This is a genomic window from Sulfitobacter sp. 15WGC (genome assembly GCF_005068605.1).
In the GTDB taxonomy this organism is placed as follows: domain Bacteria; phylum Pseudomonadota; class Alphaproteobacteria; order Rhodobacterales; family Rhodobacteraceae; genus Sulfitobacter; species Sulfitobacter faviae.
This window is the reverse complement of record NZ_SZNL01000009.1, coordinates 157,371-170,524: the sequence shown is the minus strand read 5'-3', so window position 1 is coordinate 170,524 and position 13,154 is coordinate 157,371. Positions and strand designations below refer to the sequence as shown.

Below are 13,154 nucleotides of genomic sequence, written 5' to 3'. Positions count from 1 at the left end.
GCACCGTTCAGCTGGCAGAAGGCACCGAGATGGTCATGCCCGGCGACAACGTGTCCTTCGGCGTTGAGCTGATCGCACCGATCGCCATGGAAAACGGCCTGCGCTTCGCGATCCGCGAAGGTGGCCGCACTGTTGGCGCGGGCGTCGTTTCCAAAATCACTGAGTGATTTTGAAACGGACCCGGTGGACGGCAGTCGCTCCGCAGGAGCGATGAGAGCCCACCCCCTGGCCTGACCGGGGACCACGGTTCAGATATTCGAAAGGCCGCAGCTTTTGTTGCGGCCTTTTGCTTTGGCGGGAGAGGGGCCTTCGGCGTGCGCGTGATACGGGGGAGACGGCGCGTTTTCCGGGTGTGATTGAACGCGGACGGGGTGCGCGGTCACGCCGGGGCGGCGTGACTTTGCGCACTGGTTCTAAAAACACGGGGGTTTTTAGAACCCTCTTGCCACTTGCTTTGATTCCCCCTATAGGACGCGCATCGAACCGGGGTGCGTTAGACGCGCCCCGTTTGATTTATTACCAAGGCGCGAAGAGGGGGCCGGATGAGCCTGCTTCCTCCAATCCGTTAGAATCCCAAAACAAGGGATATGCATATGGCCGTTCAAAGCCAGAACATCCGCATTCGCCTGAAGGCGTTTGACTACCGGGTGCTCGATGCCTCCACTCAAGAAATCGTCAGCACCGCCAAGCGCACAGGCGCTTCGGTTCGCGGTCCCATTCCGCTGCCGAACAAGATCGAGAAATTCACCGTTCTTCGTGGCCCCCACGTCGATAAGAAATCCCGTGACCAGTTTGAAATCCGCACGCACAAGCGTCTGCTGGATATCATCGATCCGACCCCCCAGACCGTGGACGCGCTGATGAAGCTCGACCTCGCCGCTGGCGTGGACGTCGAGATCAAGCTGCAATCGTAAAGCCGGGAGGGTAATCATATGTTGCGCTCAGGCGTTATTGCAAAAAAAGTCGGCATGACCCGGCTGTTCATGGAAGACGGCAAGCAGATCCCTGTGACCGTTCTTCAGTTGGACAAGCTTCAGGTTGTCGCACAGCGCACCGCGGACCGTGACGGCTATACCGCCGTTCAGCTCGGTGCCGGTTCGGCGAAAGCCAAACGTACAAGCCAAGCCATGCGTGGTCACTTCGCCGCGGCGAAAGTGGAACCCAAGCGCAAGCTGGCCGAGTTCCGCGTCGACGCAGACGCGATGATCAACGTCGGTGAGGAGATCACCGCTGACCATTACTTCGCCGGTCAGTATGTCGACGTTGCGGGCACATCCATCGGTAAAGGTTTTGCCGGTGCGATGAAGCGTCACAACTTCGGCGGTCTGCGCGCCTCGCACGGTGTGTCGATCTCCCACCGTTCGCACGGCTCCACAGGCCAGTGTCAGGATCCCGGCAAGGTTTTCAAAGGTAAGAAAATGGCCGGTCACATGGGTGCTGCCCGTGTCACCACGCAGAACCTCGAGGTCGTCAAGACCGACAGCGCGCGTGGCCTGATCATGGTCAAAGGCGCCGTTCCCGGCTCCAAAGGTGGTTGGGTCACCGTCAAGGATGCGGTCAAAAAGCCGTTCCCCGAAGACGCGATCCTGCCCGCCGCTCTGAAATCCGCCGCTGACGAAGCCGCGAAAGCCGCCGAAGAGGCCGCCGCCGCAGCCGCCGCAGAGGCAGAAGCCGAAGCCAAGCGTTTGGCCGAAGAGCAAGCCGCACAGGAAGCTGAAGCGCTGAAAGCCGCAGAAGCCGAAATCGCAGCTGAAGGTTCGGATGCCGACAATTCCGATGCCGACGCTGACAAGAAAGAAGGTGACGCATGAAACTCGATGTCATCAAACTCGACGGTGGCAAAGCCGGGTCCGTAGACCTGGACGAAGCCCTGTTCGGCCTGGAGCCGCGTGCCGACATCCTGCACCGCGTCGTGCGCTGGCAGCGTAACAACGCGCAGCAGGGGACGCATAAGGTCAAGACCCGGTCCGAGACCAGCTACTCGACCAAGAAGATCTATCGCCAGAAGGGCACCGGCGGCGCACGCCACGGTGACCGCAACGCGCCGATCTTCCGCAAGGGTGGTATCTACAAGGGTCCGACCCCGCGCAGCCACGGCCACGAGCTGACCAAGAAGTTCCGCAAGCTGGGCCTGCGCCACGCGCTGTCCGCCAAAGCAAAAGCCGGTTCGCTGGTCATTATCGACGAAGCAACTTCCGAGGGCAAAACCGCCGCTCTGGCCAAGCAGGTCTCGAACCTGGGCTGGAAGCGCGCGCTGGTCATCGATGGCGCTTCGGTCAACGAGAACTTCGCACAGGCCGCGCGCAACATCGATGGGTTGGACATCCTGCCGTCGATGGGCGCAAACGTCTATGACATCCTCAAGCGTGACACTCTGGTGATCACCAAAGCGGGGATCGAAGCATTGGAGGCACGCCTGAAATGAGCGCCAAGCATCAACACTACGACGTGATCCGCAAGCCGGTCATCACCGAGAAGGCAACCATGGCGTCCGAACAGAACGCCGTCGTCTTCGAAGTCGCGATCGACAGCAACAAGCCGATGATCAAAGAGGCCGTCGAGGCGCTCTTCAACGTCAAGGTGAAGGCCGTGAACACGACCATCACCAAAGGCAAGGTCAAGCGTTTTCGGGGCCAGATGGGCCGCCGCAAAGACGTGAAGAAGGCCTATGTGACGCTCGAAGAGGGCAACACAATCGACGTGTCCACCGGGCTCTGATTGCCGGTTAGACATTTGGGAAAGGCCTCCGCATTGCGGGGGCCTTTTTCGTTTCGGGGATGCGCCGGGGCCCGGGACAAGCCGCAGGCGCCGGGCCATCGCCTGCCCGCCCGGAGGGGTAGGCGATTTGGTGAGGCTGGACGTGACCTCGCAAAAGCACATCTCGGTTGAACCATAAAGTGGCACCAAGGTCCGTCAGATCGCCGACCCGCGGGCAGGCGCTGGCCCTCGGAGCATGAATGCCACCCCGGCCATGGACTAGCCACAGGCTCAACCCTCCCCCCAAAGCAGGCTGTTTCCAGCCTAAATGCCGCGACGTAACGGCAAAGGGTGACGCGGGCGTTGCTTGCGGCGCGCTTTCCTCTACAAGACCTCGGATAACCACAAAAAGCAGGTCCATGTCCCACGAAAAATCTACCTCCGGCGTGTCTGCGGACGTGTCGAACGCGCGCGACTGGGTGCGCGTGCTGGCCCGTTACCGCGAGCCGAGCACTTGGCGCAGCAGTTTTGAACTGGCGATCACGCTCGGCCCCTTCATCCTTCTTTGGTCGCTGGCTTGGTGGGCGCTCTCAGTCAGCGGCTGGTTGGCCCTCGCGATCTCGCTGGTGAACGCGGGCTTCTTGCTGCGGCTCTTCGCGATCCAACACGACTGCGGCCATGCGGCCTTTTTCAGCAGCCGCCGCACCAGCGATTGGGTGGGCCGCGTGCTCGGGGTGCTGACGCTGACGCCCTATGACGTTTGGCGTCGCACCCATTCGATTCACCACTCTTCAGCTGGGAACCTTGGCCGTCGTGGCATTGGCGATATCCACACGCTCACGGTCGCGGAGTATCGCGCGCTTGGGCTATTCGGGCGACTGCATTACCGCTTGTATCGGAACCCGATCGTGCTCTTTGGCCTTGGGCCGACCTATCTGTTCTTCGTGCAGAACCGCGTGCCCCTGGGGCTGATGGCGCAGACCCGTTATTGGCTGAGCGCGATGGGCACCAATCTGACGATCCTCACAGCACTTGCTGTGATCTTCTACTTCGGGGGGATCATGCCCATTCTGCTGATCTTCGTGCCCAGCACCCTTCTGGCGGCCACGGCGGGCATGTGGCTGTTCTATGTGCAGCACCAGTTCGAGACGACCCATTGGGAAGAGAACGACGCTTGGGACCTGCATGATGCGGCCTTTCACGGCTCCTCGCATTACATCCTGCCGCGTCCCCTGCAGTGGCTCAGCGCCAATATCGGCATTCACCATGTGCACCACCTCTACAGCCGCATTCCCTTCTATCGCCTGCCGGAAGTGCTGCGCGATCATGTCGCCTTGGCGGAGGGGAACCGGATGACCATCCGCGAGAGCCTTGCCAACGCGCGGCTGCATCTATGGGATGAGAAAAGCAAGCGCCTGTTGTCTTTCGCGCAGGCGCGCCGGGTCGCCTGAAGCCGCAGTATTTTTCTATGATCTGGGCCCCCGCTTTGGCGGGGGTCTTTGAATTTGGAGGGCTGTCATTACCTTGGCGCGATCCTCTCGGCTATGCGTTCAATCATGCGGCGACCCCGAAAAAGTTCCGAAAAAAAGCCATCAATTTTCTTGGAACAGAGCAGAAAGCTGCCGGTTGTCTCACCGTGGAAGACGGGGTGCTGCGCGCCTCACTTATCGTAAACGAACACGGGAGAGACCTAATGATCTATACCAAAACACTCATGGCTGGCGTATCCGCCGTTGCCCTTTTCGCGGCCGCTCCGGTTCTGGCGCAGGATGCGACAGAGAACGTCGAAGAGACCATCGAGCGCAACGCCGAAGTTGAAGCCGAGATGGAAGCCGAGGTCGAAGGTGGCACAGCCGCGACCGCGAATGTTGCTGGCGGCCAAGTGGTTGTCGAGCAGGAAGACGCCGAAGTTGACGTGACCGTTCCCGAGCCCGATGTGAACGTGTCGCAGGACGCTCCCGTAGTGACTGTTGAGCAGGGCCAGCCCGAAGTGAACGTCGCCGTTCCCGAGCCGACCGTTCGCGTGCAGCAGCAAGCGCCGATCATCACAGTTGAGCAAGCACAGCCGCAGGTTACTGTGCGTATCCCCGAGCCGGTCGTGACCGTGCAGGTCCCGAAGCCGCAGGTTGACGTGGACACCGGCGAGCCGATCGTTGATCTGGAGCAGCCCGAACCCGTTGTGAAGTTCGTGCGCCCCGAGCCGAAAGTGACCATTGAGGAAGCCGAGCCGCGCGTGACCGTTGAGCAGGCCGAAGCCGATGTGAACGTTGCCGAATCCGAGGAAGCCCGCGTCGACGTTGAGCAGCAAGAAGCCAACGTGAACGTGCAGCAGGGCGAAGACGCGAATGTTGTCGTCGAAGAAGCCGAAGCACCGCAGGTCAACGTTGAAGGTGCCGAAGGTGCCGAGATCGACGTCGAGCAAGAGCAAGCGCGCGTGCTGATGGAAGACTTCAACGCGGATGAGCAGGGCAATATGGCCGAAGAAGACCGTGCCCGCTATCAGGAGAACGTGCAGCGTCTGCCGATCTTTAACCTGACCGCCGAAGAACTGACTGGCCGCAGCGTTGCCACCGAGACTGGTGAAGATGTTGGCGAAATCGACTTCATCGGCGTCCGTGGCGACACCGTTGTTGCGATCATCGGCGTTGGTGGTTTCCTTGGTATGGGCGAAAACGAAGTCGCCATTCCGGTTGAGAAGCTGATCATGCGTGAAGACGAAGTCATCGTCCCCGGCGTGACCGAGGAGCGTCTGGAAAGCATGCCGGAATTCAACGAAGCCGAAGTTGAAATCCTCGACCCCGGCATGCGTCTGGCCGAGAGCGTTGGCCTTGACTAATTCCCACCTTGGGTAACTGCTAAACCAATAGAAGAAGGCGCTTCGGCGCCTTCTTTTCTTTTGTGCGGGCAGGGGAGAGGATTTTCGCCATGCCTACTGGACGGGCTGTTGCGAACCTGTTAGGTCGCCACATCGGCTCAGACCCCGGATTCGTCCGGGGTTTGGCTATTTGAACGATCCCGGTGGTTGGGATGCCTGCCTCGCAAGAGATTTAAACCCATCCACCACTCCCACAGGGGACCTTCGGGGCCCTATAACCAACGCGCTTTCACCTTGGTGCGAGCGTGCCTAGCAAACGGAAGACAGAGAACATGGCACTCAAGTCGTACAAACCGACGACGCCAGGCCAGCGTGGACTGGTACTGATCGACCGTTCGGAGCTGTGGAAAGGCCGCCCGGTCAAAGCCCTTACTCAGGGTCTGACCAAATCCGGTGGCCGGAACAACACCGGACGAATCACAATGCGTCGTACAGGTGGTGGTGCAAAGCGCCTCTACCGTATCGTTGATTTCAAGCGTAACAAGCTGGACATGTCCGCTGTTGTCGCGCGGATCGAATATGACCCCAACCGTACAGCCTTCATCGCACTGATCCAGTACGAAGACGGTGAGCAGGCCTACATCCTGGCCCCGCAGCGTTTGGCCATCGGCGACAAGATCATCGCCGGCGCCAAAGTGGACATCAAGCCCGGCAACGCGATGCCCTTCTCGGGCATGCCGATCGGTACGATCGTCCACAACATCGAGATGAAGCCCGGCAAAGGTGGTCAGATCGCCCGTGCCGCCGGCACCTACGCCCAGTTCGTGGGTCGTGACGGTGGCTACGCTCAGATCCGTCTGAGCTCCGGCGAGCTGCGTCTCGTGCGTCAGGAATGCATGGCCACCGTCGGTGCCGTCAGCAACCCCGACAACTCCAACCAGAACTACGGTAAAGCGGGCCGCATGCGCCACAAGGGCATCCGCCCCTCTGTGCGTGGTGTGGTGATGAACCCGATCGACCACCCGCACGGCGGTGGTGAAGGCCGGACCTCTGGTGGTCGTCACCCGGTTACTCCTTGGGGTAAGCCGACGAAGGGTGCCAAGACCCGCAACAAGAACAAAGCGTCCAGCAAGCTTATCATCCGCTCGCGTCACGCCAAGAAGAAGGGGCGTTAATCAATGGCTCGTTCAGTATGGAAAGGTCCTTTTGTTGACTCTTATGTCCTCAAAAAGGCAGAGGCTTCCCGTGAGGGCGGTCGTAACGAAGTGATCAAGATCTGGTCGCGCCGCAGCACGATCCTGCCCCAGTTCGTGGGTCTGACGTTCGGCGTCTACAACGGTCACAAGCACATTCCTGTCAACGTCAGCGAAGAAATGATCGGTCAGAAGTTCGGTGAATACTCCCCGACTCGTACCTACTACGGTCATGCCGCCGACAAAAAAGCGAAGCGGAAATAAGCCATGAGCAAGGATAAGAATCCCCGCCGCGTGGCAGACAACGAAGCAATGGCAAAGCTGCGCATGCTTCGTACGAGCCCGCAGAAACTGAACCTGGTTGCTGCCCTCATCCGTGGCAAGTCCGTGGACAAGGCGCTGACCGACCTGACCTTCTCCAAGAAGCGGGTCGCGCAGGACGTGAAGAAATGCCTTCAGTCCGCCATCGCCAACGCGGAAAACAACCACAACCTGGACGTCGATGAGCTGATCGTGGCCGAGGCCTATGTCGGCAAGAACCTGACCATGAAGCGCGGTCGCCCGCGGGCCCGTGGCCGGTTCGGCAAGATCATCAAGCCGTTTGCCGAGATCACGATCAAAGTGCGTCAAGTTGAGGAGCAAGCCTGATGGGTAACAAAGTCAATCCGATCGGTATGCGCCTTCAGGTGAACCGCACCTGGGACAGCCGCTGGTACGCCGACACCAAGGATTACGGTGATCTTCTGCTCGAAGACCTCGCAATCCGCGACTTCATCAAGAAAGAGTGCCACCAGGCCGGTGTTGCCCGTGTGATCATCGAACGTCCGCACAAGAAGTGCCGCGTCACGATCCACACAGCACGCCCCGGTGTCATCATCGGCAAGAAAGGCGCGGACATCGAGACGCTGCGCCAGAAGATTGCCAAGATGACCAACTCGGAACTGCACCTCAACATCGTTGAGGTCCGCAAGCCCGAGCTGGACGCACATCTGGTTGGTGAGAGCATTGCACAGCAGCTGGAGCGCCGGGTGTCTTTCCGCCGCGCCATGAAACGTGCCGTGCAGAACGCCATGCGCATGGGCGCACTGGGCATCCGCGTGAACCTCGCGGGTCGTCTGGGTGGTGCCGAGATCGCGCGTACCGAATGGTACCGCGAAGGTCGCGTGCCGCTGCACACATTGCGTGCCGACATCGATTACGCGCATGTCGAGGCTTCCACCGCCTACGGCATCATCGGGATCAAGACATGGATCTTCAAAGGCGAGATCATGGAACACGACCCCGCCGCGCGTGACCGCAAGGCACAGGAACTCCAAGACGGCCCAGCACCTCGCGGTGCCGGCGGTCGTCGCTAAGGGGGAATGAGAAATGCTTCAACCAAAGCGTACTAAATTCCGCAAGCAGTTCAAAGGCTCGATCAAGGGTCTGGCGAAGGGCGGGTCCGACCTGAACTTCGGCACCTACGGCCTGAAGGCACTGCAGCCGGAGCGGGTTACAGCCCGTCAAATCGAAGCGGCACGCCGCGCCATGACGCGTCACATGAAGCGTCAGGGCCGTGTCTGGATCCGCATCTTCCCGGATGTTCCGGTAACCTCCAAGCCCGTCGAAGTTCGTATGGGTAAAGGTAAAGGTTCCGTTGACTTCTGGGCCGCCAAGGTCAAGCCGGGCCGCATCATGTTCGAGATCGACGGTGTCGGCGAAGACGTGGCGCGCGAAGCCCTGCGTCTGGCAGCCATGAAGCTGCCGATCAAGACCCGGGTCGTGGTCCGCGAGGACTGGTAAGCCCGAAGCCCCGCAAGGGGCGGCAGAAAGAAAAGGCCCCCGTCGAGCGATCGGCGGGGGTTTTGCTTTGGCGGGGCAGGGGAATGACGCGCAAGCGCCGGCTCGCGCAAATCTCGCCGGTCCGTGCCATCCGGCCCGGATTCAAGCCGCAGGCGCCGGGCCATCGCCTGCCCGCCCGTCACGCCAGAGGCGTGCCGTCATATGGTGGGCGCACCTTCGGTGCGACCGGGTAGGCGATTTGGTGAGGCTGGGTGCGATTTCGAGAACGCACATCTTGGCTGCGCAATAAAGTGGCACGAGGCACCGTTGGATCGCCGACCCGCGGGCAGGCGATGGCCCTCAGTCTTTTACGCCCAATTGTAGTTAAAACTCACCGAAACCCGATCTTCCTCGATCATGTTCATCGGCACCTCGTGGCGCAGCCAGCTTTCCCAGAGCAGCACGTCGCCCGCTTCGGGGGCCACATAGATGAAAGGCCGCAGTTCCTCGCGCGCGTCCTTCATCCGGCCCGGCGCAGCCATCATCATCGGCAGGCGCGGGTCTTCGAAACGGATCGCGCTGGCGCCCTCGGGCATGGTCACATAGGTCGTGCCTGAAATCACCGAATGCGGGTGGATATGCGAGGTGTGGATGCCGCCCTCGGGCAGGATGTTCAGCCACAGCGAGTCGAGCACCAGCTTGCGGTCACCCAGATCGAATTCGAGGTCCTTGGCAAAGGCCGCGACATGTTTGTCGAGCGACTTGACCAAACCCTTAAAGATCGGAAAGCGGTAGGGCAGGTCATCCAGCGAGGCATAAGAGGTGTAGCCCGCATAGCCGTTCTCCTCGCACCAGTCCTGACCGGCCTCATCATCCTCGGCAATCGAGAAGCAAGAGGCGGCCAGTTCATCGGTGTCGATGGGCTTGCCGTGGTCCGACAGGGCGGCGTGATAGAGGCGGGTGGCGAAAAGCGATTTGATGTTTGACATGGAACCTCCTTACGCCGAACATACCCCTATCGCCAGCCTATTTGCGCCAAAAGCGCAGATGCGGGCCAACGGGGGTTGCCATGTGCGACCTCAACGCGTATTGGCACCTTTCATCATGAACTCCACCAGAATCATGGTCACCCTGACAGGGGCCTACTGGTGATGTTGAAAGGAAGAGGCCGTGAAAGCCAGCGAACTGCATGACAAGACGCCGGACCAGCTCCGCGACGAGCTTGTGAACCTGAAAAAAGAATCCTTCAACTTGCGTTTTCAGCAGGCCACCGGCCAGCTGGAGAACTCCGCACGTCTGAAGACTGTTAAGCGTGACGTGGCCCGTGTCCACACCGTGCTGAACCAGAAAGCCGCTGCTGCGGCAGTCGAATAATAGGAGCCTGAAACATGCCCAAGCGTATCCTTACAGGCACCGTGACATCGGACGCCAACGCACAAACAGTTTCCGTTTCCGTAGAGCGCCGCTTTACGCATCCGGTTCTGAAAAAGACCATCCGTAAGTCCAAGAAGTACCGGGCTCACGATGAGAACAACACGTTCAAGGTGGGCGACACTGTGCGCATCATCGAATGTGCCCCCAAGTCGAAAACCAAACGTTGGGAAGTTCTGACTTCGGACAAAGCCGAGGCCTGAGCCCCTTAAACGAAACCCTGGGATGAGGGCCGCATCGCCCCCCAGAAGGTCGGGAGAAACCAAATGATCCAGATGCAGACCAACCTGGATGTTGCTGACAACAGCGGCGCGCGCCGTGTTCAGTGCATCAAGGTCCTGGGTGGTTCCAAGCGTAAATACGCGTCCGTCGGCGATATCATCGTCGTGTCGGTCAAGGAAGCCATCCCGCGTGGTCGTGTGAAAAAGGGCGACGTCCGCAAGGCCGTCGTCGTTCGCACCGCCAAAGAAGTTCGTCGTGAAGATGGCACCGCTATCCGCTTCGACCGCAACGCCGCTGTTATCCTGAATAACAACAACGAACCCGTCGGCACCCGTATCTTCGGGCCGGTCGTTCGTGAGCTGCGCGCGAAGAACTTCATGAAAATCATCTCGCTCGCTCCGGAGGTGCTGTAATCATGGCTGCTAAACTTCGCAAAGGTGACAAGGTCATCGTCCTGTCCGGCAAGGACAAAGGCAAGACGGGCACCATCTCGTCCGTTGACCCCAAGTCGAACAAGGCCATCGTTGACGGCGTGAAAATCGCCATCCGCGCCACGCGCCAGACACAGACATCTCAAGGCGGCCGCATCCCCAAGGCGATGCCGATCGACCTGAGCAACCTCGCACTGGTGGATGCCAATGGCAAAGCCACCCGCGTGGGTTTCAAAATCGAAGGCGACAAGAAAGTGCGCTTTGCCAAGACCACGGGGGACGTGATCGATGCTTGATACCGCAACCTACACACCCCGCCTTCAGGCCGAATACCGCGAGAGGATCCGCGCCGCCCTGAAAGAGGAATTCGGCTACAAGAACGACATGATGATCCCCAAGCTGGACAAGATCGTTCTGAACATCGGCTGCGGAGCCGAAGCCGTGCGCGACAGCAAAAAAGCCAAGTCGGCTCAGGAAGACCTGACCGCGATTGCGGGCCAGAAGGCTCTGACAACCGTGGCCAAGAAATCCATCGCTGGTTTCCGCGTGCGTGAGGACATGCCTTTGGGTGCGAAAGTCACCCTGCGTGGCGACCGTATGTACGAATTCCTTGATCGTCTGATCACGATCGCAATGCCCCGTATCCGCGACTTCCGCGGCATCTCGGGCAAAAGCTTCGACGGCCGTGGCAACTACGCCATGGGCTTGAAAGAGCATATCGTGTTCCCCGAAATCGACTTCGACAAAGTTGACGAGACTTGGGGTATGGACATCGTGATCGCCACCACGGCGAAAACCGACGCTGAAGCCAAGGCGCTGTTGAAAGCATTCAACATGCCCTTCAATTCATAAGCGCGGGAAGGATTAGAAATGGCTAAGAAATCCATGATTGAGCGCGAGAAGAAGCGCGAAGCACTGGTTAAGAAGTACGCTGACAAGCGCGCGGCTCTGAAAGAGATCGTGAGCGACGAAAGCAAACCGATGGAAGAGCGTTTCCGCGCTTCCCTGAAACTGGCGAAACTGCCGCGCAACAGCTCTGCTGTGCGTCTGCACAACCGTTGCCAGCTGACGGGCCGCCCGCACGCCTACTATCGTAAACTGAAAATTTCGCGGATCGCGCTGCGGGACCTTGGCTCTTCCGGCCAGATTCCCGGCATGGTCAAGTCGAGCTGGTAAGGAGCGCATCAGATGAACGATCCTATCGCAGATATGCTGACACGCATCCGTAACTCTTCGCTGCGCGGCAAATCCACCGTCATGACACCGGCCTCCAAGCTGCGTGCATGGGTTCTGGACGTGCTGGCCGACGAAGGCTACATCCGCGGCTATGAAAAAGTCACGGGCGCCGATGGCCACCCCGCCATTGAGATCAGCCTCAAGTACTACGAAGGCGAACCTGTTATTCGCGAGCTGAAGCGGGTTTCCAAGCCCGGTCGCCGCGTCTACATGGCCGTCAATGACATCCCCGTCGTCCGTCAGGGCCTCGGCGTGTCGATTGTCTCCACCTCCAAAGGTGTGATGTCGGACGCATCTGCACGGTCTGCCAATGTTGGCGGCGAAGTGCTCTGCACCGTATTCTAAGGAGAAGACAATGTCTCGTATCGGTAAGAAACCAGTCGCTATGCCTTCGGGTGTCTCGGCAGAGGTGAGCGGTCAGACCATCGAAGTGAAGGGCCCCAAGGGCACCCGCAGCTTCCGTGCCACTGATGACGTGAGCCTCGCGGTCGAAGACAACGCAATCACTGTGACGCCGCGCGGCAAGTCCAAGCGCGCCCGTCAGCAGTGGGGCATGTCCCGCACCATGATCGAAAACCTGGTGACCGGCGTCACCACGGGCTTCAAGAAAGAGCTTGAAATCCAGGGTGTTGGTTATCGTGCGGCCATGAATGGCAACACGCTGAAACTGAACCTCGGCCTCAGCCACGATGTCGACTACGTTGCGCCCGAGGGCGTGACCGTGACGGCACCCAAGCAGACCGAAATCGTTGTGGAAGGCATCGACGAACAGCTCGTTGGTCAGGTTGCCGCGAACATCCGCGCATGGCGCAAGCCCGAGCCCTATAAGGGCAAAGGCATCCGCTATAAGGGCGAGTTCATCTTCCGCAAAGAAGGCAAGAAGAAGTAAGGAACGGATTGATGGCAAATACCAAACGACAGCTGTTCCTGAAGCGCCGCATGCGCGTTCGGAACAAACTCCGCAAAGTCAACGCCGGGCGTCTCCGCCTATCGGTACACCGTTCGTCCAAGAACATCTCGGCCCAGCTGATCGACGATGTGAACGGCGTGACACTGGCCTCCGCCTCCTCCATGGAGAAGGATCTGGGCGTGGTTGGCAAAAACAACATCGAAGCAGCGACCAAAGTCGGTGCCGCGATTGCCGAACGTGCCAAGAAAGCCGGCGTCGAAGAAGCATACTTCGACCGTGGCGGCTTCCTCTTCCACGGCAAGGTGAAGGCTCTGGCCGAAGCCGCGCGTGAAGGCGGTTTGAAGATCTGATTGTGCGGTGCGTGGGCAACCACGCACCCGCTTTCATACGAAGGCTATGCCCCCGTGCATAGCTCTCCTGCGAAGAGGGCCGGGAAGGCCCTCTCGATGATCCGGGGG

21 protein-coding genes and 1 pseudogene are annotated in these 13,154 nt (G+C 59.7%); 21 read left to right on the top strand and 1 reads right to left on the bottom strand.

Going from position 1 to position 13,154, the window contains the following annotated elements:
* From tuf to rplP, 12 genes and pseudogenes are all read left to right on the top strand, one after another.
* Positions 1–167, top strand: a pseudogene (gene tuf / locus FCK22_RS10055) (elongation factor Tu); the annotation flags it as partial.
* A gap of 426 nt (positions 168–593) precedes the next feature.
* Positions 594–914 (top strand): 30S ribosomal protein S10, encoded by a 321-nt coding sequence (gene rpsJ / locus FCK22_RS10050; RefSeq protein ID WP_067267998.1) that lies wholly within the window; start codon positions 594–596, stop codon positions 912–914.
* 18 nt (positions 915–932) lie between these two features.
* A complete protein-coding gene (gene rplC, locus FCK22_RS10045; RefSeq protein WP_082852159.1) occupies positions 933–1,811 on the top strand; it encodes a 50S ribosomal protein L3 in 879 nt (292 codons plus the stop codon).
* Positions 1,808–2,425, top strand: a complete 618-nt coding sequence (gene rplD, locus FCK22_RS10040; protein WP_067267960.1) for a 50S ribosomal protein L4 — start codon at positions 1,808–1,810, stop codon at positions 2,423–2,425. The genes rplC and rplD overlap by 4 nt, the downstream gene beginning before the upstream one ends.
* Positions 2,422–2,718 (top strand): 50S ribosomal protein L23, encoded by a 297-nt coding sequence (locus FCK22_RS10035; RefSeq protein ID WP_067267962.1) that lies wholly within the window; start codon positions 2,422–2,424, stop codon positions 2,716–2,718. The genes rplD and FCK22_RS10035 overlap by 4 nt, the downstream gene beginning before the upstream one ends.
* A gap of 398 nt (positions 2,719–3,116) precedes the next feature.
* A complete protein-coding gene (locus tag FCK22_RS10030; protein ID WP_067267963.1) occupies positions 3,117–4,148 on the top strand; it encodes a fatty acid desaturase in 1,032 nt (343 codons plus the stop codon).
* Positions 4,149–4,390: 242 nt separating this feature from the next.
* Positions 4,391–5,533 (top strand): PRC-barrel domain-containing protein, encoded by a 1,143-nt coding sequence (locus FCK22_RS10025; RefSeq protein ID WP_067267999.1) that lies wholly within the window; start codon positions 4,391–4,393, stop codon positions 5,531–5,533.
* Between the two features lie 311 nt (positions 5,534–5,844).
* A complete protein-coding gene (gene rplB / locus FCK22_RS10020; protein WP_067267965.1) occupies positions 5,845–6,687 on the top strand; it encodes a 50S ribosomal protein L2 in 843 nt (280 codons plus the stop codon).
* A gap of 3 nt (positions 6,688–6,690) precedes the next feature.
* Positions 6,691–6,969 (top strand): 30S ribosomal protein S19, encoded by a 279-nt coding sequence (gene rpsS, locus FCK22_RS10015; RefSeq protein WP_067267967.1) that lies wholly within the window; start codon positions 6,691–6,693, stop codon positions 6,967–6,969.
* Between the two features lie 3 nt (positions 6,970–6,972).
* Positions 6,973–7,353, top strand: a complete 381-nt coding sequence (gene rplV, locus FCK22_RS10010; protein WP_067267968.1) for a 50S ribosomal protein L22 — start codon at positions 6,973–6,975, stop codon at positions 7,351–7,353.
* Positions 7,353–8,060, top strand: a complete 708-nt coding sequence (rpsC, locus tag FCK22_RS10005; protein ID WP_067267970.1) for a 30S ribosomal protein S3 — start codon at positions 7,353–7,355, stop codon at positions 8,058–8,060. Before rplV ends, rpsC begins: the two co-directional genes overlap by 1 nt.
* Before the next feature lie 13 nt (positions 8,061–8,073).
* Positions 8,074–8,487: a 50S ribosomal protein L16 gene (gene rplP, locus FCK22_RS10000; RefSeq protein ID WP_007118841.1), complete on the top strand. Its 414-nt coding sequence runs from the start codon at positions 8,074–8,076 to the stop codon at positions 8,485–8,487.
* Between the two features lie 347 nt (positions 8,488–8,834).
* On the opposite strand, the gene FCK22_RS09995 is transcribed toward rplP, so the two are convergent.
* Entirely contained in the window at positions 8,835–9,455 is a 621-nt protein-coding gene (locus FCK22_RS09995) for a TIGR02466 family protein (RefSeq protein WP_067267971.1), read from the bottom strand.
* Between the two features lie 181 nt (positions 9,456–9,636).
* Here FCK22_RS09995 and rpmC point away from each other — a divergent pair, with 181 nt between their 5' ends.
* The 9 genes from rpmC (at position 9,637) to rplR (ending at position 13,046) form a co-directional block, all read left to right on the top strand.
* On the top strand, positions 9,637–9,840 hold the full coding sequence (rpmC, locus tag FCK22_RS09990) for a 50S ribosomal protein L29 (RefSeq protein WP_067267973.1): 204 nt from the start codon (positions 9,637–9,639) through the stop codon (positions 9,838–9,840).
* A gap of 14 nt (positions 9,841–9,854) precedes the next feature.
* Positions 9,855–10,100, top strand: coding sequence for a 30S ribosomal protein S17 (rpsQ, locus tag FCK22_RS09985; RefSeq protein ID WP_067267977.1), 246 nt, complete (start codon positions 9,855–9,857; stop codon positions 10,098–10,100).
* A gap of 63 nt (positions 10,101–10,163) precedes the next feature.
* Positions 10,164–10,532 carry a 50S ribosomal protein L14 gene (rplN, locus tag FCK22_RS09980; protein WP_005621870.1) on the top strand — a complete coding sequence of 123 codons (369 nt, stop codon included), beginning with the start codon at positions 10,164–10,166 and terminating at the stop codon, positions 10,530–10,532.
* A gap of 2 nt (positions 10,533–10,534) precedes the next feature.
* Entirely contained in the window at positions 10,535–10,846 is a 312-nt protein-coding gene (gene rplX / locus FCK22_RS09975) for a 50S ribosomal protein L24 (RefSeq protein ID WP_067267981.1), read from the top strand.
* Positions 10,839–11,402, top strand: coding sequence for a 50S ribosomal protein L5 (gene rplE / locus FCK22_RS09970; protein ID WP_067267983.1), 564 nt, complete (start codon positions 10,839–10,841; stop codon positions 11,400–11,402). Before rplX ends, rplE begins: the two co-directional genes overlap by 8 nt.
* An 18-nt stretch (positions 11,403–11,420) precedes the next feature.
* Positions 11,421–11,726 carry a 30S ribosomal protein S14 gene (gene rpsN / locus FCK22_RS09965; RefSeq protein WP_136720403.1) on the top strand — a complete coding sequence of 102 codons (306 nt, stop codon included), beginning with the start codon at positions 11,421–11,423 and terminating at the stop codon, positions 11,724–11,726.
* A 12-nt stretch (positions 11,727–11,738) separates the two neighbouring features.
* Positions 11,739–12,131 (top strand): 30S ribosomal protein S8, encoded by a 393-nt coding sequence (gene rpsH / locus FCK22_RS09960; protein WP_067267987.1) that lies wholly within the window; start codon positions 11,739–11,741, stop codon positions 12,129–12,131.
* A 10-nt stretch (positions 12,132–12,141) separates the two neighbouring features.
* Positions 12,142–12,675 carry a 50S ribosomal protein L6 gene (rplF, locus tag FCK22_RS09955; RefSeq protein WP_067267988.1) on the top strand — a complete coding sequence of 178 codons (534 nt, stop codon included), beginning with the start codon at positions 12,142–12,144 and terminating at the stop codon, positions 12,673–12,675.
* A gap of 11 nt (positions 12,676–12,686) precedes the next feature.
* Positions 12,687–13,046: a 50S ribosomal protein L18 gene (rplR, locus tag FCK22_RS09950; protein WP_067267990.1), complete on the top strand. Its 360-nt coding sequence runs from the start codon at positions 12,687–12,689 to the stop codon at positions 13,044–13,046.
* Positions 13,047–13,154: the final 108 nt, after the last annotated feature.

Bases quoted from the DNA above. Each gene is read 5' to 3' on its own strand.
- rplN (WP_005621870.1), top strand. From the start codon at position 10,164: ATGATCCAGATGCAGACCAACCTGGATGTTGCTGACAACAGCGGCGCG.
- rpsS (WP_067267967.1), top strand. From the start codon at position 6,691: ATGGCTCGTTCAGTATGGAAAGGTCCTTTTGTTGACTCTTATGTCCTC.
- FCK22_RS10030 (WP_067267963.1), top strand. From the start codon at position 3,117: ATGTCCCACGAAAAATCTACCTCCGGCGTGTCTGCGGACGTGTCGAAC.
- FCK22_RS10025 (WP_067267999.1), top strand. From the start codon at position 4,391: ATGATCTATACCAAAACACTCATGGCTGGCGTATCCGCCGTTGCCCTT.
- rpsJ (WP_067267998.1), top strand. From the start codon at position 594: ATGGCCGTTCAAAGCCAGAACATCCGCATTCGCCTGAAGGCGTTTGAC.
- rplX (WP_067267981.1), top strand. From the start codon at position 10,535: ATGGCTGCTAAACTTCGCAAAGGTGACAAGGTCATCGTCCTGTCCGGC.
- rplE (WP_067267983.1), top strand. From the start codon at position 10,839: ATGCTTGATACCGCAACCTACACACCCCGCCTTCAGGCCGAATACCGC.
- rplV (WP_067267968.1), top strand. From the start codon at position 6,973: ATGAGCAAGGATAAGAATCCCCGCCGCGTGGCAGACAACGAAGCAATG.
- rpsC (WP_067267970.1), top strand. From the start codon at position 7,353: ATGGGTAACAAAGTCAATCCGATCGGTATGCGCCTTCAGGTGAACCGC.
- rplP (WP_007118841.1), top strand. From the start codon at position 8,074: ATGCTTCAACCAAAGCGTACTAAATTCCGCAAGCAGTTCAAAGGCTCG.
- rpsQ (WP_067267977.1), top strand. From the start codon at position 9,855: ATGCCCAAGCGTATCCTTACAGGCACCGTGACATCGGACGCCAACGCA.
- rplC (WP_082852159.1), top strand. From the start codon at position 933: ATGTTGCGCTCAGGCGTTATTGCAAAAAAAGTCGGCATGACCCGGCTG.
- rplF (WP_067267988.1), top strand. From the start codon at position 12,142: ATGTCTCGTATCGGTAAGAAACCAGTCGCTATGCCTTCGGGTGTCTCG.
- FCK22_RS10035 (WP_067267962.1), top strand. From the start codon at position 2,422: ATGAGCGCCAAGCATCAACACTACGACGTGATCCGCAAGCCGGTCATC.
- FCK22_RS09995 (WP_067267971.1), bottom strand. From the start codon at position 9,455: ATGTCAAACATCAAATCGCTTTTCGCCACCCGCCTCTATCACGCCGCC.
- rplR (WP_067267990.1), top strand. From the start codon at position 12,687: ATGGCAAATACCAAACGACAGCTGTTCCTGAAGCGCCGCATGCGCGTT.
- rplB (WP_067267965.1), top strand. From the start codon at position 5,845: ATGGCACTCAAGTCGTACAAACCGACGACGCCAGGCCAGCGTGGACTG.
- rplD (WP_067267960.1), top strand. From the start codon at position 1,808: ATGAAACTCGATGTCATCAAACTCGACGGTGGCAAAGCCGGGTCCGTA.
- rpsH (WP_067267987.1), top strand. From the start codon at position 11,739: ATGAACGATCCTATCGCAGATATGCTGACACGCATCCGTAACTCTTCG.
- rpsN (WP_136720403.1), top strand. From the start codon at position 11,421: ATGGCTAAGAAATCCATGATTGAGCGCGAGAAGAAGCGCGAAGCACTG.